Consider the following 18,942-nt stretch of genomic DNA (forward strand, 5'->3'; position numbering starts at 1 on the left):
TAGATAAAAAAGCCCTATGCAACATATAACAGCCTCTGAATTGGCACAAAAGCTGACTGATTCGACAAAAAAAATGCCATTGTTATTAGATGTTCGGGAACCTTGGGAGTATGAAACTTGTCATATTCCACAATCGCTGTTGATGTCTATGCATAGCGTACCATTGCGGTTCGAAGAGTTGGATCGTGATGCTGAGATTGTCTGTGTTTGTCATCATGGTGGACGTAGTATGCAGGTTGCACATTTCCTTGAGAGAAGTGGCTTTAATCAAATCATCAATTTGACCGGTGGAGTACACGCGTGGGCATTGCAAGTCGATACTTCTATGCCTACATATTAAGAGCCGTCTTTAGTGGTGCTAAAGACCTCACTTGAGTGATTTGTCGTCGTTTAGAAAGTGATTTTGACAATTGCAAACGTCATGATCACGTATACGACATTTAATTTTTTCGGAGCATTTTATGCGTAAATCTATTGTCGCTACATTTATTGCCACCGCATTTATTTCATTAAATGCTGGTGCTAGCGATTTGCTGCAAATCTACAAAGAAGCACTGGTTAACGACGCACAGTTTAGTGCGGCGCGTGCTTCTAAAGTGGCGGGGCAAGAACGTTCAGTTCAGGGACGCTCTGCTTTATTGCCACGTGTTGGTCTTACAGGTGGGGTTAATAAGACCCGCTCTGAGTTTGACCCTGATGTTGGCTCGACAGTGAAAAGCACTAGTAACGGCAACTCGATGACTTTGTCCTTGAGTCAACCTTTATTCAACTTGGGTGCATGGGAAAATTATGAGCAATCAAAATTATCCGTTGTCGCCAGCGACATTCAATTTGCGAGTGCTCAGCAAGACTTGATGTTACGTGTCAGTCAGGCATATTTTGACGTATTAGGTGCCGAAAATACTTTGAAAACCTTGCAAGCACAAAAAATCGCTGTCGCTGAACAATTGGCTTCTGCCAAGCGAAATTTTGAAGTCGGTACGCAAACAATTACCGATACGCATGAAGCGCAGTCTCAATATGATTTAATCACAGCCCAAGAACTAGCGGGTCAGGGTGATTTGGACGTAAAACGCGCAGCATTGCGTCAGATCATCGGCAAAGATGCCGGCGACTTAGCAAAATTGCGAAATGGTGTGCAGTTGACTGCACCGGTTCCTGCGCAAATTAATGATTGGGTTGCCAGTGCTGAGAAGCAAAACTTCTCAGTGACGTCTTCCCAGGTCGGTTTGGAAGTTGCACAGCGTGAAATTAAAAAGAGCCGTTCTGGTCATTTGCCAACTGTCGATTTTTCTGCCAGTACCGGGCGTAGTACCGCTAATCTAGGGTCAGGGACACCATCCGGAGTCTCTAAACCAACGACGGTTGGCGTTGCGGTGAATATCCCTATTTTTGCTGGTTTTGCTACTGACAGTAAAGTGCGCGAATCGATTGCTTTAGAAGACAAAGCACGTAACGACTTGGAAACGGCACGTCGTAACGCCGCACAGGCAGCGCGTCAATCCTATATCGGTGTGGTTAGTGGTTTGGCGCAGATCAAAGCATTTGAAGCTGCAGAAATTTCTAGTCAGTCTGCTTTGGATTCAACTTTGCTCGGATATCAAGTTGGCGTTCGTATCAATATTGATGTCTTGAATGCGCAGCAAAAACTGTCTAACACACGTCAAAGTTTGGCGAAGGCTCGCTATGATTCCATTATGAATGGCTTGCGTTTAAAAGCAGCTGCGGGTTCGCTCAAAGAAGCCGATTTGGCCGAAGTAAATGCGTTGTTGACTCAGTAATGAACGCAATTGTAGTGAGTAATAGGAACGATCAGTAGGGACGAGTAATGATCGTGCAATTTTTGTTTCTATCACTTGTAAAAAAGCCCGCTTTCAGCGGGCTTTTTTATTGCTGCGATTTTCTTATCCGCAAGCGCCCACGTAGCCGCAGGAAACGCAACGAGAACAACCATCGATTTTCTGCAAAGCATAGGCGCCGCAGTCAGGACATTTCTTGCCCGTCGCAGTGTAAGTCATGGGAGCTGATTCGACTTCATATGCTAAATCGTCCATGCTATAAGCAAGTTGTTTGTTTTTGAACTTCTCCGCTAAGACGACGATAGGTACTTGATTGCCGCCAGCATCGAGAAATCCGCGTTTCATCAGTATGCGTTGCAAAGAGTACCCAATTGCTGCGACTTCCGATTCGTGGAATAACGGAGCTTGTGAACCGTCGTCTTTTGTAATCATGCCGCAACGTACCGTGCCTTTATCCCACACGACCTCACGCATATCGGCTAAAGCTTTGGCGATTGATCCTCCTGAGCGGGCGGCCATCGATAACAAACGCATACTGGCAGATATCCATTGCTGCCCATCATTTTTTTGGCCTGCTGGCATGAAAAATTCAAACGGTCGTTCTATCGTTGCCAGTTCGCCGCCAACCATGCCTTGTACATGAATAAAACTCACCGTCAGGTAGACAGTTTTTTTACCTTCATACGTCATGTATTGCACTTTGGAGGTCACGGATTCGAGGTCGCCAAAAGGACGTCCATCAAATTGTTTTCGCAATAAATCATCGTCGGGAGTCACTTTGGCAACTGGTGTAGCAGTTTCAGTATTGACCGACAGTACGCTACCAAGAATGCTGTTAGGACGATAAGTCGCGAGTCCTTTTAATCCAGCGCGCCAGGCATCCATGTAAAGATTTTGGAAGTCTTCGTAAGGATAATCAGCGGGTACATTCACTGTTTTGGAGATCGCCGAGTCGACATAGGGTTGCACTGCTTGCAGCATCATCATGTGATCATTTGCCGACATGTTGAGGGCTGTCACGAATGAAGATGGCAATTTACTGTCATCGGAAACATCATTCCCCAAATGGCGATACAGACGCCATGCATGGTCGGCCACTTCATAAATTTTGCTATCGCCCACTGCCATACGTTTTTTGCGGTTATACACCCAAGAAAATGCTGGTTCGATACCGTTCGAGGCATTGTCAGCAAATGCTAGGGTAATCGTGCCCGTCGGCGCAATTGATAAAAGATGGGAGTTACGCAAGCCATGCTGCGCGATTTGGTGACGTAAGCCGTCTGGTAGGCGTTGTGCGAAAGCACCTTGTAGATACTTGTCGTTGTCGAACAGTGGGAATGCACCTTTTTCTTTAGCCAGATCTACTGAAGATTGATAGGCAGTGTCGCGCATAACTTCAGCCACACGCGTCGCAAAAGCACGACCTTCGTTCGAGTCATAACGTAAGCCCAACATCACCAAGGCACTGCCTAAACCTAGGAACCCGAGCCCGACCCGACGTTTTGACATCGCTTCATCACGTTGCTTTTCTAGTGGCCATGCAGTAGCGTCCAGTACATTATCAAGCATGCGTGTGGCGACACTGACTACTGTTTGAAATGCCTCAAAGTCGAAACTAGCCTGCTCAGAAAAAGCGGCTTTGGCGAAGCGGGTCAAATTAATAGAGCCTAGACAGCAGCAGCCATAATCTGGGAGTGGTTGTTCGCCACAAGGATTGGTTGCTTCTATCGTTTCACAGTAATACAAATTGTTTTCTGCATTGATACGAGATAAAAATAAGATCCCTGGTTCAGCATGATCGTAAGTAGATCTCATTACTTCGTTCCACAATTCACGTGCTTTGACTGATTGATAGACCCATGAGCCGTGCTCGTTTTGATAGGCGCCAGCGCGCTTTTTATCGTCACTAGGCTCAGCTTTGTGAGTGAGTGTGAATTCAGTATCGTTGGCAACAGCATTCATAAATTCATCTGTGACGCCGATGGAAATATTAAAATTCGTGAGACCACCTAAATCTTTGGCATGAATAAATTCTAGAATATCTGGGTGGTCACAACGTAACACACCCATCTGCGCACCACGTCGCGCACCTGCAGATTCGACGGTAGAACAAGAGGCATTGAAAACCTGCATAAACGAGACAGGGCCAGAAGCGCGTGATCGCGTACCTCGTACTAAGGCATCTTTGGGTCGTATCGTTGAAAAATCATAGCCCACACCGCCGCCGCGCCGCATCGTCTCTGCTGCATCGGATAAGGCTGTATAAATACCGGGCTTGCCATCGGTCGTGCTAGAAACAGAGTCGCCGACAGGCTGGACAAAGCAGTTGATTAAGGTTGCGTGCAAATCCATACCCGCAGCAGAATTAATCCTGCCAGCGGGCACAAAACCATTTTTTTGTGCCCACAAGAATTTTTCTTCGTAATAAGCTTGAAAGTCCGGTTCTTCAACGCTCGCCAAGGCTTTGGCTACGCGACTCTGTACATCGTTGATGGTGGCTTCTTCGCCTTTAGCGTATTTTTCTAATAGGACGTCGAGAGAAATTTCTTGTGGTGACATATCAGTCAATCCTAGGATTTTTTCGTTAGCATTCATGCTCGTTTTTTCGCAATGAGAAGTGATTGGGTGATGCTTTTCAGCAGAAATGGATGTCTCATTATAGACCTCCGCGGGGCTTTTTCCTTGACTCGTCTCAATTAGAATTTGATGAAAGATTGGCAAATCTCGTTCTCAAACGATGAATTTTTCGACCTAAGAGTCTTAGTCAAATTGGCGAGGAACGGTATTGATAAGTTACCGACAACCGAGAATGCTTGTCGGTAACTTGCTGGTTGGCAGAAGAATTGTCAGAACTATTGATATACGTTAAAGAATTCGACCCTGTTCGAGAGTCAACTTTGATTTACTTAAGAATGATTCTCGTTTATAGTTTTGTCTTGAAACAAGTTTTTCAATTGATTGCGATCCAGGATCTACCCATGAACTCCATAAATGCGAATATGGCAACTCCAATAATTACTGCGAAATCAGCATCCACTGCCGCCACTGTCTCATCGCAGTCGGGTCAGACACGTGTGACAGCCGCAGCCAAAACGCTTGCAGATATTGCGATTGGGGAAAAATGTGTAGTCCGGAAGTTACTTGCCCCTGAGGGCATGCCAGAGTGGCTAACTCAATTAGAAGATATAGGATTCATTGCTGGTGAGCCTGTTGCCTTAATGGCACGCGGTGCTTTTGGTGGTGATCCACTTGTGATTCGCATTGGTTTGTCGACATTTGCGTTGCGCAAAGCCGAAGCTGCTTGCGTGGTGGTAGATTTCGTCGAAAATAAGGTTGCTGCATGAAACAAGTCAAAGCGGCAGTCGTACATTTTCATGCAAGCGGCCCGTTGGTGGCTTTGGTGGGTAATCCTAATTGCGGTAAAACGGCACTCTTTAATTTACTGACGGATAGTAAGCAAAAAGTCGCGAACTATGCTGGTGTGACAGTTGAACGCAAAGAAGGGCGCCTAAAAACAAGTGCCGGAAAAATATTGCGTGTCTTAGATTTGCCCGGCACTTATAGTTTGCACCCGCGTTCGCCCGATGAGCGTGTTACGCACGATGTTTTATATGGTAACGCGGTGGGTGAGAAACGCCCTGATTATGTTGTATGCGTGGTGGATGCAACCAATCTACGTCGTGGCTTGCGCTTGGTGATTGCAGTACAGCGATTGGGTATTCCATGTATGGTCGCGTTGAATATGACCGATATGGCAGAACAACGAGGCGTGCATGTTGATGAACAGGCGTTGGCTCGCGAGTTGGGAATTCCCGTCGTGCGGACTGTGGGGATCAAGCAGGGTGGCGATATCGCCTTAAAAGCCATTCTGGATGATATTCAAGTTTTAGATACTCATGCGCATCTAGATGATAGTGATCCTGCAGTTCAATCGCACACTGACCTTGATCACGAGCGTGTGCGTCAGATATTAGCAAAACTCGGTTTGGATGAGATTGTTCCACACAATGCTAGCGACAAGATTGATCGTTTGGTCTTGCATCCGGTGCTTGGGCCGATTTTGTTAGCGTTGATTCTCTTTTTGGTATTCCAAGCGGTGTTTGCCTGGGCAACTGTACCTATGGATTTGATTAAGGCTGGTACAGAGTGGCTGGGTGCTAGTGTTTCTGCACTATTGCCAGAAGGCTGGATACAGAGTTTGCTCGTTAATGGTGTCATTGCGGGTGCTGGTGGCGTGATCGTATTCTTGCCGCAAATTTTGATTTTGTTTTTCTTTATTTTGGTACTAGAAGAATCTGGATATTTGCCGCGTGCGGCATTCTTGCTTGATCGTTTGATGGGTGGCGTTGGCTTATCGGGTCGCTCATTCATTCCTTTGTTGTCGAGTTTTGCGTGCGCTATCCCGGGCATTATGGCGGCGCGAACCATCGCCAATCCGCGCGATCGAATGGTGACTATCATGATCGCTCCTTTGATGACTTGTTCGGCACGCCTGCCAGTCTACGCTTTGTTGATTGGTGCCTTCATTCCGCAACGCGAGGTGTGGGGCTTTTTTGAATTGCAAGGTTTGGTGCTATTTGCCCTATACGGTGCAGGTATCTTTGGTGCCCTAGCGGTTGCATGGGTGTTAAAGCGGTTCACAGCACAAAGTCAGATTCGCACTTTGATGATGGAGTTGCCTAGTTATCATTTGCCGACGGTACGTAATGTTTTATTGGGACTGAAACAGCGGGTTGCCATTTTTATGAGTCGTGTGGGCGGCATTATTTTGTTGCTGACGATCGCTTTGTGGTTTCTTGCAAGCTATCCTGGTGCACCCGTCGGGGCGACCGGGATGCCAATAGAATATAGTTTTGCGGGCTACATCGGTAAAGCACTTGCGGTCGTTTTTGAGCCTATCGGTTTTAACTGGCAAATCAGTATTGCCTTGGTACCTGGCATGGCGGCTCGCGAAGTAGCAGTTAGTTCTTTAGGTACTGTGTATGCATTGGCCGCCGCTGGTAGTGATACTGCCGAAGCTTTGGCACCATTAATTGCTCAGCAATGGAGCATTGCCACTGCTTTGTCTTTGCTGGCATGGTATGTGTTCGCTCCTCAGTGCATATCGACTTTAGCGACGGTAAAGCGTGAGACCGGTGGTTGGAAAATGCCTTTGATCATGATGACTTACTTATTTGCTTTAGCGTATCTTGCATCATTCATCACCTACAGGATTGCACTTGCCTGTGGACTCGGTTGATCCTAGCGGTTCGCCAGAACTAAACCAAGATTTTCCAGTATCCCCGTCCAACCTTGAATCACGCTAGTTTCGTATTCTAGCCAGACGCCTTCGTGCACTAAATGGAGGGCGCTGCCGCTTTCATCCTGGGTAATTGTCAGTGCGACATAGGTGGCAGGGAAGGGCTTCCCGCCGAAGCTAAAACGCAGAAAGCGCGGACGTTCTATTTCCAAGTACTCGCCTTCATGATCGGCGTCAACACCATCACGAGTTTCGACGATACAGAACTTTCCGCCAACCCGCGCATCGATTTCGACTTTTTTCATCACACCAGCAGGTGTCACGAACAAAAAACGGCCAGCTTGCTTTGGATCTAGCCAGGCATCGAAGACCGATTCGGCAGTTGCCTGAAATTTACGGGAAACATTAACTGTGCATGTAGGCTGGTTCATGGACACCCCATTGATTCAATGATTGTTGACGAATTGTTTTATCTGAACCAGATTGATAATTGGGATTCAGTTTTAGATGATGATTGTAAGACGAATCAACTAATCTGGGTACGTCACCGATAACATCTAGAAACTTCGAAGGAGAAGTTCAATGAATGTTTGGTACTTAGTGCGCGGTTCAGCTAGAACAAATGAAAAAGCCACCCGATAAATTGGATGGCTTTTGATTTATTGGTGGGACGGCGGGAATCGAAAGTGAAGCCTGTTATGGCTTTCAGGCTATTTGGCTAAAATTTACTACGATAGTTACTACACTTGGTTTTTGGTGCTTCGATTCTCTGATAGTATTTTTTTATGACGACAAAGTGCTTTTGAGTCGATGTCATCTCTCCGAGACAATTGATTAATTTTGATTGTTTTCAGACCTAATTCTTTCTTTCCATTCTTTATGACAATTCTCACTTTGATATTAGGCACTCTTTGGTACTATGTCTATTCCGTGATCTGATTTAATCTGATCTTTCATTGGTTACCCGTGAGCGGGTGTAGTTCTTTGATATGTTCTATTACTTGATCTGATAACGGTACGATGTGATCTGCGTTCGTCTTGGTTGCTACATAGCGCCATTCTTTTGTGTCAAAGTCGATGTCCTGCCACTTTGCACACCTAAACTCAGCAGGGCGGGTAAACACCAAAGGCAAGACTTTTAAAGCGATCTTCACCATTGGCGTACCTGTATAGGCGTCAATATCTCGTAGCAATTGGCCTAATACTTTCGGGTCGGTGATGTGTGCGAACTGCTTTGATGTATGGGGTGTTAATGCACCGATCAGGTCGGCCGCAATATCCCGCTTGGCTCTACCTGTAGCAATTGCATAACGCCAGATTTGTCCCGCCATTGCTCGGAGTCTGTTGGCAGCTTCACTTGCTCCCCTTGCTTCAACTTTCCGCAAACATTCGAGAAGGGCGGGTGCTTCGATTTCTGAAATGGGATTTCGACCGATCCACGGCATTAAATCTTTCTCGATGTAGGCAAGAGTGCGGCTTGAGTGACTGTCAGACCAAGTATGTTTTCGACCTTCAAACCATTCTATGGCGATGTGTGCAAATGAATTTACGGCAGGCAATCCCGAGGCTTCGCGCTTTTCTTCCGCTATTTGGGTTTGCTGTTGTGCTCTTTGCTCTTTTCGCAAATTGCTTGGGTCGATGCCTTGCGCGACTTGTTCCCTCGCGGCTTTGGCTTTGTCTCTCGCTATTGCTAAAGTCGTATCGGGGTACTTCCCAAGGCTAATCATTTTTCGCTTGCCAGCGAAAGTGTAATTGAGTCGCCAAGCTCGACCGCCGCCCTTGACCGCCAGCAACAATACCAAGCCACCACCATCGTCTAGGCGTTGTTTGCCCTTGTACTCGGTCGCACCCGCTTTGAGTGCTCTAAGGGTTGTATCTGATAGAAGTTCGATAGCCATGTTTTCACCCTGTAGTAACTGGGAATGTAGTAACTCTAAATGTAGTAACTGGTAAAAATCGCGGTTACTACGATAGTTACTACATTCTAGCATGGTAGTTACTACGCAACGCTAGCCAACGATGGGCATAAAAAAACCCGCTCTCCTATGAAGAAGGGCGGGTTCTGGTCAAACTTTGTGATACTTTTTAACTAATTTGGTGGAGACGGCGGGAATCGAACCCGCGTCCAGAAGCACTCTACAGACAGTTCTACATACTTAGTGCTGTCATTTAATTTAATCTTGACGACGCGGACGCACACGCTGCGGCAAAACGAGTTACCTATTATTTAGTCCCCAGCTAAGTAACCCAACTTGAGACGATTCCCTATGAATGACTCTAAGCTGTTACCAGCCCGCCCTAGGGAAGAGGCGGTTAAGAGCTAGCGAGCAATTAAGCTGCTAATGCGTACGAGTTATCGTTTGCAGTTATATATTTCTGATTGTATTTACGAGGTAGTCAGGCCTCGGTATGCCCTGCGCTGCTTTGCAACCCCTGTCGAAACCAGGTCGTCCCCAAGCATTGCTAAGTATACTCTATATCGTGCTATGGCTCCAAGTTTCAAGTACGGATTGTTACTTAAATTAGGTAGTTTGGGTTTGCTGTACTTTACCGCGAACCAATTCTAATAATTCTAAAGGAGAGTCGAGTATGGCATCAGCTTTCCAATGTGTCGGTTCAGTTGCTCCACAGTAGCCCCAAGCCGCCGCTATGCAGACCATTCCAGCGGCTTGGGCTGCCTGGATGTCACGCAAATCATCGCCTACATACCAGCATTCATTAGGCGCAATATCGATGCGGCGTGCAGCTTCGAGTAAGGGCTCAGGATGTGGCTTTGCATGTGCCGTGGTATCACCTGAAATGACGCATGCTGCCGATTGCAGTGAAATCTGTGGAATGAGCAGCGTGGTAAATCTTTCAGCTTTATTGGTGACAACTCCCCAGATGACACCTAACTTATCGAGTCCATCAAGCAGCTCATTGACACCAAAAAATAACTGGCTGTGAACTGCGATAGCCGCTTCATAATTTGCAAGAAATTCAAGACGCATAGATTCATAATCAGGGTGTTCAGGATTTATCTGAAATCCAGCGCCGATGAGGCCACGCGCACCCGCAGAGGCAAATTGGCGCAGACTAAAGTAAGGTGCGGCTTCCAAGCCACGTTGTGTGCGCATCAAATTAACGGCCGCGGCCAAGTCTGGCGCGGTATCGGCGAGCGTGCCATCTAAATCAAACAAGACTGCTTTAGGAGTAATCATCATGGGCGGGAGCAGGCGACTAAGTAATTAACACTAGTGTCTTGGTTGAGTGAATAGATTTTAGTGAGCGGGTTGTAACTCATACCCTTCATCGCATCGACGACTAATCCTGCATTGCGAATGTCTTGCGTTAGCTCTGCCGGGGTGATGAATTTTTCATAATCATGTGTGCCTTTAGGAAGCATCTGCAATAGATATTCGGCGCCAATAATGGCGAATAAATAAGCTTTTGGGTTGCGATTGATAGTCGAGAAAAATACCTTTCCACCTGGTTTTACTAGCTTGGCGCAGGCCCTAATCACCGATGCCGGATCAGGGACATGCTCTAGCATTTCCATGCAAGTGACAATGTCATACTCTCCAGCTTCTCGTGCGGCCATTTCTTCAGCAGCAATTTTTTCGTAGCGAACTTGAACGCCAGATTCTAGGCTGTGCAGATCTGCGACCTTTAAAGCCTTGTCTGATAAATCGATACCTGTCACTTGTGCTTTTTTCTTTGCCATCGATTCGGCGAGAATTCCGCCCCCGCAGCCGATATCGATTACCTTTTTGTCAGCAAGCGGCGCTAAATTGTTAATCCATTCTAATCGTAAGGGATTGATCTCATGCAAAGGCTTAAACTCTGAGCTGGGATCCCACCAACGGTGCGCTAAGTCGCTAAATTTTTGAATTTCCGATGGATCAACGTTGGCAGGGGTGTTACTGGAGATTGTCGACATAAAAATTCTTGGTGGTGAAAAGTGGAAAGGCGCGGCAAATGTGAATTGAATTCTTCAAAATAGACGTCATTTTAAAGTAAATGAGGGTCGAAGGTAATTTCACCAGAGTTGCTAACAAAAGAAACCACTACGTTTATGATCGCCCATTAAAAAACCCGCCGTAGCGGGTTTTTTAAATAAGCAATCCTAAATTACTGAGGATTTACTTAGTGATGGTACGTGTGCCAACAACTTCTATTTCAACGCGGCGATTTTTAGCGCGACCTTCTTTAGTTTTGTTATCTGCAACTGGTTGTTTTTCGCCTTTGCCTTCGGAGAAAACGCGCTTCGCATCGATGCCACGGCTGATGATGTAAGCCTTAACTGCTTCAGAACGACGGATAGACAATTTTTGATTGTATTCATCAGTGCCAACAGAATCTGTGTGGCCAACTGCAACAATAACTTCCAAATTCACATCTTTTAATTTTGACGCCATGTCATCCAATTTAACCTTGGCTTCTGGTTTTAAAACGGATTTGTCGAAATCAAAGAATGCGTCAGCAGCAAAAGTAACTTTTTCAGAAGTTGGCACTGGAGCTGGAGCTGGTGCTGGAGTCGGTGCTGGCGGTGGCGGTGGAGCAACTGGTGCAGGAGGTGCCACTGGAGCTGGTGGTGTAGGTGGGACGATAGGTAAGTCACAGCCTGCAACTGCATCAGCAGGTGTGTAGTACCCTGTGCGCCAGCACAAACCGAATGGATCACGCACGATCACACCGCGTGCATCTTGCACATAGGCGCTGTATGGTGTGTTTGCTTTGATATCAGTAATCGTTTGTGCGGATGCCGACAATGACGCAATCGCCGATGCTGCAAACGCGAGCTTGATTAAAAGTTTCATATATTTTTCCTCGGTAGAGAATGAGCGCAGTAAACTGCACTTAAAGATGCAAAAAAAAATGCAAAAATGCAAGATAAGAAATCTGTAACAATAGAATTTTAACACGTGCTCGATGACAACAGTGTGACTGTCATAGCAGAATTCTTCTAATTTAAAGAACTTTCTTGTGCGTTGCGCCAGAAAGATTTTGCCACAAGTCCAATTTGGTAGATTTAAATGAGGCGATGTAGGAATGTATGACTGCAATTTATGTCTTTTTTTGGCAACACGTCGTTTTGAAACTTCAACATCCACAGTTTCATGATCGTTTGGTTAAAATTTGTGAAAGTCTTGAAAGAAATGTGTCGAATCAACTTACGGTCTATTTTGGACAGTCTTTTTAGATCTAGAAAAACGGTGATTGAGTAAGGTAGCCGTGCTAAAATGGACAGTTGAATACTAAATAGCGTGGAATGAATAATCTGTATATAAATCTACTTATTCCTTCCATATTTTAGTAAAGAGTTGCAGGTCTTCCGCCAGCTTCATGCTGGCTTGTTATTTTAACCAAGCTTACTGCTGTATTTTTGAGCACATAATTAAGCACTTAGTAAGCACTTAGACAAGTCTGACCGCCAATGGATCAATTCGCAAAAGAAACACTCCCGATTTCCCTTGAAGAAGAAATGCGCAAGAGCTATCTCGATTACGCCATGAGCGTGATCGTAGGCCGTGCTTTGCCGGATGTGCGTGATGGTTTAAAGCCTGTGCATAGACGCGTTTTGTTCGCGATGCATGAAATGAATAACGTCTATAACCGCCCGTTCGTGAAGTGTGCACGCGTTGTCGGTGAAGTGATGGGTAAGTATCATCCGCACGGTGACGCCTCTATTTACGATACATTGGTTCGTATGGCGCAGGATTTCTCTTTGCGTTACACGCTTGTCGATGGACAAGGTAACTTCGGCTCGGTCGATGGTGACAATGCGGCGGCGATGCGTTACACCGAGTGTCGATTGGATAAAATCGCTAACGAGATTTTGGCGGACATCGACAAAGAAACCGTTGATTTCGTGCCTAACTATGATGGCAAAGAAAAAGAGCCATCCGTTTTGCCAACCCGTATTCCGAATTTGTTGATCAATGGATCTTCCGGTATTGCGGTTGGTATGGCGACTAATATTCCGCCACACAACATTACAGAAATCATCAACGGTGCTTTGCATGTCTTGCGCAATCCAGAATGCACCATTGATGAATTGATCGAGATTATCCCTGCGCCAGATTTTCCAACGGCCGGCTTGATCTACGGTGTGTCTGGCGTACGCGATGGTTATCGTACTGGTCGTGGTCGCGTTGTGATGCGCGCTAAGACTCACTTTGAAGAATACGGCAAAGAAGGACGCACAGCGATTATCGTTGATGAGTTGCCGTACCAAGTCAATAAAAAATCCTTGTTAGAACGTATCGCGGAAAACGTACGCGATAAAAAGCTCGAAGGCATTTCTGATATTCGCGACGAATCCGATAAGTCGGGTATGCGCGTTGTCATCGAATTGAAGCGTGGCGAAGTTCCTGAAGTTGTGTTGAATAATTTGTACAAGCAAACGCAATTGCAAGATACGTTTGGTATGAATATGGTGGCGCTGGTCAACGGCCAGCCGAAGTTGTTGAACTTGAAGCAAATGCTGGAATGCTTCTTGTCGCATCGTCGAGAAGTCGTCACACGTCGCACCGTATTTGAATTACGCAAAGCACGCGATCGTGGTCATGTCTTGGAAGGCTTGGCTGTTGCCTTGGCAAATATCGATGATTTCATCGCGATTATTAAAGCGGCGCCAACACCACCGTTAGCTAAAGTTGAGTTGATGAACCGCGCATGGGATAGTTCCATGGTGCGTGAAATGTTGACGCGCACAGCAGCGGATAATCCAGGCGGTATTGAAGCTTTCCGTCCAGAGAGTTTGCCTAAGCATTATGGCATTCAGACTGATGGACTTTACAAGTTGTCTGACGATCAGGCGCAAGAAATCTTACAAATGCGTTTGCAACGTTTGACTGGTCTGGAACAAGACAAGATCGTTAATGAATACAAAGACGTGATGGCAGAGATTGCCGATCTTTTGGATATTTTGTCTAAACCAGAACGCGTTACCGTCATCATCACTGATGAAATGACAGCCTGCATGAACGAATACGGCATCGGCAATAAAGATGCGCGTCGTTCAGAAATCGTCTTGAATGCAACCGATCTCGAAACCGAAGATTTGATAACACCAGTCGATATGGTCGTGACTTTATCGCATACCGGCTACATGAAATCACAACCATTGTCCGAATACCGTGCGCAAAAACGCGGTGGTCGCGGTAAGCAAGCGACAGCAACGAAGGATGATGATTGGATTGAACAATTGTTCGTCGCGAATACACATGATTACATCTTGTGCTTCTCGAATCGCGGTCGTCTGTACTGGTTAAAAGTATGGGAAGTACCACAAGGTTCACGCAATTCACGCGGCAAACCGATTGTGAATATGTTCCCACTGCAGGATGGTGAAAAAATTACGGTGATCTTGCCATTGTCTGGCGATAATCGTACTTTCCCTGAAGATCATTACATTTTCATGGCGACTAGCTTGGGTACTGTCAAGAAAACCGCACTAAATGATTTCAGTAATCCACGTAAAGCCGGCATTATTGCGGTGGATCTGGATGATGGTGATTTCCTGATTGGTGCAGCATTGACTGATGGTAAGCATGATGTGATGTTGTTCTCTGATTCTGGTAAGGCAGTGCGCTTTGATGAAAACGACGTGCGTCCTATGGGTCGTACTGCGCGCGGTGTACGCGGTATGAATCTGGAAGAAGGCCAGCAAGTGATCGCTCTGTTGGTCGCGGAAAATGAACAGCAATCTGTGTTGACAGCAACGGAAAACGGCTTCGGCAAACGTACGCCGATTACTGAGTACACGCGTCACGGCCGTGGTACCAAGGGCATGATCGCGATTCAGACTTCTGAGCGTAACGGTAAAGTTGTTGCAGCCACTTTGGTTGAACCAACTGACGAAATTATGTTGATTACGACCGGTGGTGTATTGATCCGTACCCGCGTTTCTGAAATCCGTGAAATGGGTCGTGCGACACAAGGCGTGACTTTGATTGCAGTTGAAGATGGTACTAAGCTTTCCGGCTTGCAGCGTATTGTTGAAACCGATGCCGATCCAGAAGCTGCTGAAGGCGGCGAAGTAATTGCTGATGCTAGCGGTGATCCAGCTGTAGAAGAATAATCGTAGCGTGGGCACGCTTTTGTGCCCACGCGCTACGATTAAATACTTCGGAAAATATTTATCTAAAATGTCTGACATTGGTCGGACGCGTGGACACAAAGATCGTGCCCACCCTATGTTTGAATACAACGGTTTGAAAACCATGACTACGATCTACAATTTCTCGGCTGGCCCCGCCGTTTTACCAAAAGAAGTCTTGCAACAAGCAGCGAGTGAGATGTTAGATTGGCATGGTAGCGGCATGTCGGTGATGGAAATGAGTCATCGTGGCCCAGAGTTCATGTCTATACTCGCGCAGGCTCAAGCTGATTTGCGCGAATTGTTGAGCGTTCCTGCCAACTACAAAATCTTATTTTTGCAAGGTGGCGGTTTAGGCGAAAACGCTATCGTTCCTTTGAATTTAGTCGGTCGCAAAATACAGCCAGCTACCATTGATTTTATTCACACTGGTTCGTGGAGTGGGAAGTCCATTAAAGAAGCGAAAAAGTACGCGAATGTGAATGTTGCTGCTTCTAGCGAAAGCACAGGCTTCGATGGCGTACCCGATCCTTTGACTTGGAATTTAACAAAAGACGCCGCTTACGTGCACCTCTGCACCAACGAAACCATCGATGGTGTTGAATATCATTTTGTGCCAGATGTGGCTCTGCAAACTAACGGTGCGCCTTTGGTTGCTGATATGTCTTCCCATATTTTGTCACGAGTAATCGATGTGTCGAAATATGGCGTGATTTTTGGTGGCGCACAGAAAAATATCGGTCCAGCGGGTTTGACTCTGGTGATAGTTCGCGAAGATTTACTTGGTTCGGCATTGTCAATTTGTCCGTCTGCATTCGACTGGAAAATCGTTGCAGATAACGATTCCATGTACAACACACCACCAACGTATTCCATCTATATCGCGGGCTTGGTCTTTCAATGGCTGAAGCGGCAAGGCGGTGTCGCGGCGATGGAGCAAAAGAATATTGCCAAAGCGAATTTGCTGTACGATTATTTGGATAGCACAGACTTTTATGTTACCCGCGTGGCCAAAGAATTTCGCTCACGCATGAATGTACCTTTTTATCTGAAAGATGAATCCTTGAATGTCGCATTTTTAGCGACGGCAAAGGAGCGTGGTTTGTTGCAATTAAAAGGGCATAAGTCAGTCGGCGGTATGCGCGCCTCGATTTATAACGCTATGCCGATTGAAGGTGTGCAGGCATTGGTGGCTTTCATGCGGGATTTTGCGGTAAATAATACTAAATAAAATTGAGGCTGATGCAGTTCAAGTTGGTCTGTAGGGCGGGTGAAACCCGCGCCGTTAGGTAATTGAGCGCCTGAGCAGCTCGGGTTTCACCCGCCCTACGAGAACGCTCAATTTATAGCTACGACACTGACTCTTGCCTGCGGACGATGAGATATGTGTAGAAACGGATTTGAACAGGATCTACAAAAAAGCAATCAAAATCATCAGCCCTTTCTTCGCATGGTATCCACCATCACCTAGAAACCGTGGCGCTGATGAATCAAGTCAAAAGCTTGAAAATGATTGAGTATACTATTTAAATTTTCGATGGCACTCGGTTTGCGATTGAATTCAAAAACGGTTTTTAGGTTTTCAAATGAACGACAATAAATTACTCCCTCTGAGAGAGAAAATCGACGCCATTGATGCGGCGATTTTGGAATTGCTGAATCAACGCGCTCATGTTGCACAAGAAGTTGGTCACGTGAAAGCGGAGACCAACGCGCCTGTGTTTAGACCGGAACGTGAAGCGCAAGTTTTACGCAATATGGCAGCGAAAAATACGGGCCCTTTGCTCAATGATGACATTCAATTGATTTTCCGCGAAGTGATGTCCGCGTGCCGTGCTTTGGAACGTCGCGTGGTAGTTGCATTTCTTGGTCCTGTTGGTACTTTTAGTGAACAGGCGGTCTACAAACAATTCGGCCATGCGATCGAAGCATTGCCCTGTATATCAATCGATGAAGTGTTTCGTGCAACTGAGGCCGGTACTGCAGATTTTGGTGTTGTGCCTATCGAAAATTCATCAGAAGGCGCGATCAATCGCACGCTAGATTTGTTATTGCAAACGAGTCTCGCCATAAGCGGTGAAGTCGCGATTGCTGTGCAACATAGCTTGATGAGTAAATCTGGAACCATGGAAGGCGTCACACGCATTTGTGCGCATTCACAGGCATTGGCGCAATGTCAGGCTTGGCTCAATCAACACTACCCGCATGTCGAACGCCAACCAGTAGCGTCGAATGCAGAAGCAGCGCGTATGGCGAGCGCTGATTACAGTGTGGCTGCGATTGCCAGTGAAATCGCTGGGCATCAATACAATCTTGGCATTGTCAGTGCACATATTCAAGATGATCCGCATAACCGTACAAGATTCGCGGTAGTAGGGCGTTTGAATACAACGCCGAGTGGTAAAGACCAAACCTCTATCGTGCTGGCAACGCCGAACAAGGCAGGTGCCGTGTATAACCTACTCGCACCTTTGTCTAAACACGGTGTGTCAATGACACGTTTTGAGTCACGTCCGGCACGTACTGGTAATTGGGAATATTACTTCTACGTTGATGTGGAAGGTCATGCGATGGATGCTAAAGTCAAGGCAGCGATGGATGAGTTGAATCAGGACGCTGCGTTCTTTAAGATTTTGGGATCGTATCCTTGTACTGTGTAAATTTTTTAGCCGCAAAGATCGCAGAGTCTATTTTTTTCATAAATGATTTCAGAGTCTTATGACGCATGATGCGCAAGTGAGTCAACAGATATCGCGAACTTTGTCATTCCTGCGCAGGAGTGACAACAAAATTACCCCAGACCTGCCGCCTAAAATGATTTGAATTGACACAAAGATGGAAAACCAAGCGACGCAAAAACGTCCATTTTTTAACAAATTAGTCTTGATAGGCGTTGGCCTGATAGGCGGCTCTTTCGCTTTATCTTTGAAAAAGGCGCGAGCAGTCACGCATATTGTTGGTTTGGATCGACATCTGACGTATTTGGAAGCTGCAAAACGACTCGGTATCATCGATAGTTTTACCGATGATATGGCGTCTGCCGTCGCTGATGCAGATTTGATCGTGATCGCGACGCCAGTTGCGCAAACCGCAAAAATTTTGAGCGCAATTTATCCGTATTTGCAGGCAAACACGATCGTGACGGATGCTGGAAGTACTAAGGCCGATGTGGTGACCGCAGCGCGTGCGTCTTTGCAAGAAAAAATCTCGCAATTCGTACCAGCACACCCAATCGCTGGGCGTGAAAAAAATGGCCCTGAAGCGGCGATCGATGATCTGTATGTTGGCAAAAAAGTGGTGATTACGCGACTTGCAGAGAATTCCAATCAAGCGGTTGAGTTGGTTGCGCAAGCTTGGCGTTTATGCGGCGCGATGATTCATTATTTAAGTCCTAAAGAGCATGATCAAGTCTTCGCATCGGTTAGCCATTTACCGCATTTGCTGGCTTATGCACTGGTTGACGACATTGCGGCGAAACCGCATGCAGATCGCTTATTTCAATATGCCGCAAGCGGTTTCCGTGACTTTACCCGGATTGCCGGCTCCTCTCCAGAAATGTGGCGCGACATCAGCTTGGCGAATCGTGATGCGATATTGGAAGAGCTTGATTCCTATAGTCTAAAATTGAAGCAGTTGCGAGCTAGTCTGGAGGCCAGTGACAGCCTTGCTTTAGAGTCGATTTACAGTCGTGCGCAAACAGCACGAGTGAATTGGATTAATGCCATTGAGGCAGCGGAAGCGCAAAATAAAGATGGTGGTGATTGAATTGCTAGTAGCCAGGTTAATCAATCGATTAATCCCGCAATATCATCAACTAAATT

The 18,942-nt window shown here is 46.3% G+C and carries 14 protein-coding genes and 1 other RNA gene; 8 read left to right on the plus strand and 7 right to left on the minus strand.

Translation table 11 applies throughout. The annotated features are described in order from the left end of the window. Positions 1-16 precede the first annotated feature (16 nt). Together ACO0KW_RS02205 and ACO0KW_RS02210 are read left to right on the plus strand one after the other, a co-directional pair. Positions 17-340, plus strand: a complete 324-nt coding sequence (locus ACO0KW_RS02205) for a rhodanese-like domain-containing protein (RefSeq protein ID WP_423050200.1) — start codon at positions 17-19, stop codon at positions 338-340. 121 nt (positions 341-461) lie between these two features. Next, on the plus strand, positions 462-1,781 hold the full coding sequence (locus tag ACO0KW_RS02210; RefSeq protein ID WP_423050202.1) for a TolC family outer membrane protein: 1,320 nt from the start codon (positions 462-464) through the stop codon (positions 1,779-1,781). Between the two features lie 123 nt (positions 1,782-1,904). Here the strand turns inward: ACO0KW_RS02210 and ACO0KW_RS02215 are convergent, their stop codons facing one another. Further along, a complete protein-coding gene (locus ACO0KW_RS02215; RefSeq protein ID WP_423050204.1) occupies positions 1,905-4,394 on the minus strand; it encodes an adenosylcobalamin-dependent ribonucleoside-diphosphate reductase in 2,490 nt (829 codons plus the stop codon). A gap of 383 nt (positions 4,395-4,777) precedes the next feature. On the opposite strand from ACO0KW_RS02215, the gene ACO0KW_RS02220 reads away from it, so the two are divergent. Next, on the plus strand, positions 4,778-5,143 hold the full coding sequence (locus tag ACO0KW_RS02220) for a FeoA family protein (protein WP_423050206.1): 366 nt from the start codon (positions 4,778-4,780) through the stop codon (positions 5,141-5,143). Next, positions 5,140-7,038 (plus strand): ferrous iron transporter B, encoded by a 1,899-nt coding sequence (gene feoB, locus ACO0KW_RS02225; RefSeq protein WP_423050208.1) that lies wholly within the window; start codon positions 5,140-5,142, stop codon positions 7,036-7,038. Before ACO0KW_RS02220 ends, feoB begins: the two co-directional genes overlap by 4 nt. 2 nt (positions 7,039-7,040) lie before the next feature. On the opposite strand, the gene ACO0KW_RS02230 is transcribed toward feoB, so the two are convergent. The 6 genes from ACO0KW_RS02230 to ompA form a co-directional block, all read right to left on the minus strand. Continuing rightward, positions 7,041-7,469 (minus strand): SRPBCC family protein, encoded by a 429-nt coding sequence (locus ACO0KW_RS02230; protein ID WP_423050210.1) that lies wholly within the window; start codon positions 7,467-7,469, stop codon positions 7,041-7,043. A 522-nt stretch (positions 7,470-7,991) separates the two neighbouring features. Continuing rightward, positions 7,992-8,936 carry a tyrosine-type recombinase/integrase gene (locus ACO0KW_RS02235; protein WP_423050212.1) on the minus strand — a complete coding sequence of 315 codons (945 nt, stop codon included), beginning with the start codon at positions 8,934-8,936 and terminating at the stop codon, positions 7,992-7,994. Between the two features lie 197 nt (positions 8,937-9,133). Beyond that, positions 9,134-9,493: a transfer-messenger RNA gene (ssrA, locus tag ACO0KW_RS02240) on the minus strand. A gap of 67 nt (positions 9,494-9,560) precedes the next feature. After that, positions 9,561-10,241 (minus strand): HAD-IA family hydrolase, encoded by a 681-nt coding sequence (locus ACO0KW_RS02245; protein WP_423050214.1) that lies wholly within the window; start codon positions 10,239-10,241, stop codon positions 9,561-9,563. Further along, entirely contained in the window at positions 10,238-10,957 is a 720-nt protein-coding gene (gene ubiG, locus ACO0KW_RS02250) for a bifunctional 2-polyprenyl-6-hydroxyphenol methylase/3-demethylubiquinol 3-O-methyltransferase UbiG (protein ID WP_423050216.1), read from the minus strand. The genes ACO0KW_RS02245 and ubiG overlap by 4 nt, the downstream gene beginning before the upstream one ends. Before the next feature lie 202 nt (positions 10,958-11,159). After that, positions 11,160-11,837: an outer membrane protein OmpA gene (gene ompA / locus ACO0KW_RS02255; RefSeq protein ID WP_423050218.1), complete on the minus strand. Its 678-nt coding sequence runs from the start codon at positions 11,835-11,837 to the stop codon at positions 11,160-11,162. Between the two features lie 617 nt (positions 11,838-12,454). Here ompA and gyrA point away from each other — a divergent pair. The 4 genes from gyrA (at position 12,455) to ACO0KW_RS02275 (ending at position 18,886) form a co-directional block, all read left to right on the plus strand. Next, the gene (gyrA, locus tag ACO0KW_RS02260) at positions 12,455-15,103 is read left to right on the plus strand and encodes a DNA gyrase subunit A (RefSeq protein ID WP_423050220.1); all 2,649 of its coding nucleotides are present in this window, start codon (positions 12,455-12,457) and stop codon (positions 15,101-15,103) included. Between the two features lie 142 nt (positions 15,104-15,245). Beyond that, positions 15,246-16,352: a 3-phosphoserine/phosphohydroxythreonine transaminase gene (gene serC, locus ACO0KW_RS02265; protein WP_423051939.1), complete on the plus strand. Its 1,107-nt coding sequence runs from the start codon at positions 15,246-15,248 to the stop codon at positions 16,350-16,352. A gap of 355 nt (positions 16,353-16,707) precedes the next feature. Continuing rightward, on the plus strand, positions 16,708-17,781 hold the full coding sequence (gene pheA, locus ACO0KW_RS02270) for a prephenate dehydratase (RefSeq protein ID WP_423050222.1): 1,074 nt from the start codon (positions 16,708-16,710) through the stop codon (positions 17,779-17,781). 175 nt (positions 17,782-17,956) lie between these two features. Then, positions 17,957-18,886: a prephenate dehydrogenase gene (locus ACO0KW_RS02275; protein WP_423050224.1), complete on the plus strand. Its 930-nt coding sequence runs from the start codon at positions 17,957-17,959 to the stop codon at positions 18,884-18,886. Positions 18,887-18,942: the final 56 nt, after the last annotated feature.

The organism is Undibacterium sp. Ji22W (assembly GCF_049340305.1).
Classification (GTDB): domain Bacteria; phylum Pseudomonadota; class Gammaproteobacteria; order Burkholderiales; family Burkholderiaceae_D; genus Undibacterium.

Excerpts from the sequence above, each read along its gene's own strand:
- gyrA (WP_423050220.1), top strand. The coding sequence starts at position 12,455 with ATGGATCAATTCGCAAAAGAAACACTCCCGATTTCCCTTGAAGAAGAA.
- feoB (WP_423050208.1), top strand. The coding sequence starts at position 5,140 with ATGAAACAAGTCAAAGCGGCAGTCGTACATTTTCATGCAAGCGGCCCG.
- pheA (WP_423050222.1), top strand. The coding sequence starts at position 16,708 with ATGAACGACAATAAATTACTCCCTCTGAGAGAGAAAATCGACGCCATT.
- ACO0KW_RS02215 (WP_423050204.1), bottom strand. The coding sequence starts at position 4,394 with ATGAATGCTAACGAAAAAATCCTAGGATTGACTGATATGTCACCACAA.
- ACO0KW_RS02235 (WP_423050212.1), bottom strand. The coding sequence starts at position 8,936 with ATGGCTATCGAACTTCTATCAGATACAACCCTTAGAGCACTCAAAGCG.
- ACO0KW_RS02275 (WP_423050224.1), top strand. The coding sequence starts at position 17,957 with ATGGAAAACCAAGCGACGCAAAAACGTCCATTTTTTAACAAATTAGTC.
- ACO0KW_RS02210 (WP_423050202.1), top strand. The coding sequence starts at position 462 with ATGCGTAAATCTATTGTCGCTACATTTATTGCCACCGCATTTATTTCA.
- ACO0KW_RS02220 (WP_423050206.1), top strand. The coding sequence starts at position 4,778 with ATGAACTCCATAAATGCGAATATGGCAACTCCAATAATTACTGCGAAA.
- ACO0KW_RS02205 (WP_423050200.1), top strand. The coding sequence starts at position 17 with ATGCAACATATAACAGCCTCTGAATTGGCACAAAAGCTGACTGATTCG.
- ACO0KW_RS02245 (WP_423050214.1), bottom strand. The coding sequence starts at position 10,241 with ATGATGATTACTCCTAAAGCAGTCTTGTTTGATTTAGATGGCACGCTC.
- ubiG (WP_423050216.1), bottom strand. The coding sequence starts at position 10,957 with ATGTCGACAATCTCCAGTAACACCCCTGCCAACGTTGATCCATCGGAA.
- ACO0KW_RS02230 (WP_423050210.1), bottom strand. The coding sequence starts at position 7,469 with ATGAACCAGCCTACATGCACAGTTAATGTTTCCCGTAAATTTCAGGCA.
- serC (WP_423051939.1), top strand. The coding sequence starts at position 15,246 with ATGACTACGATCTACAATTTCTCGGCTGGCCCCGCCGTTTTACCAAAA.
- ompA (WP_423050218.1), bottom strand. The coding sequence starts at position 11,837 with ATGAAACTTTTAATCAAGCTCGCGTTTGCAGCATCGGCGATTGCGTCA.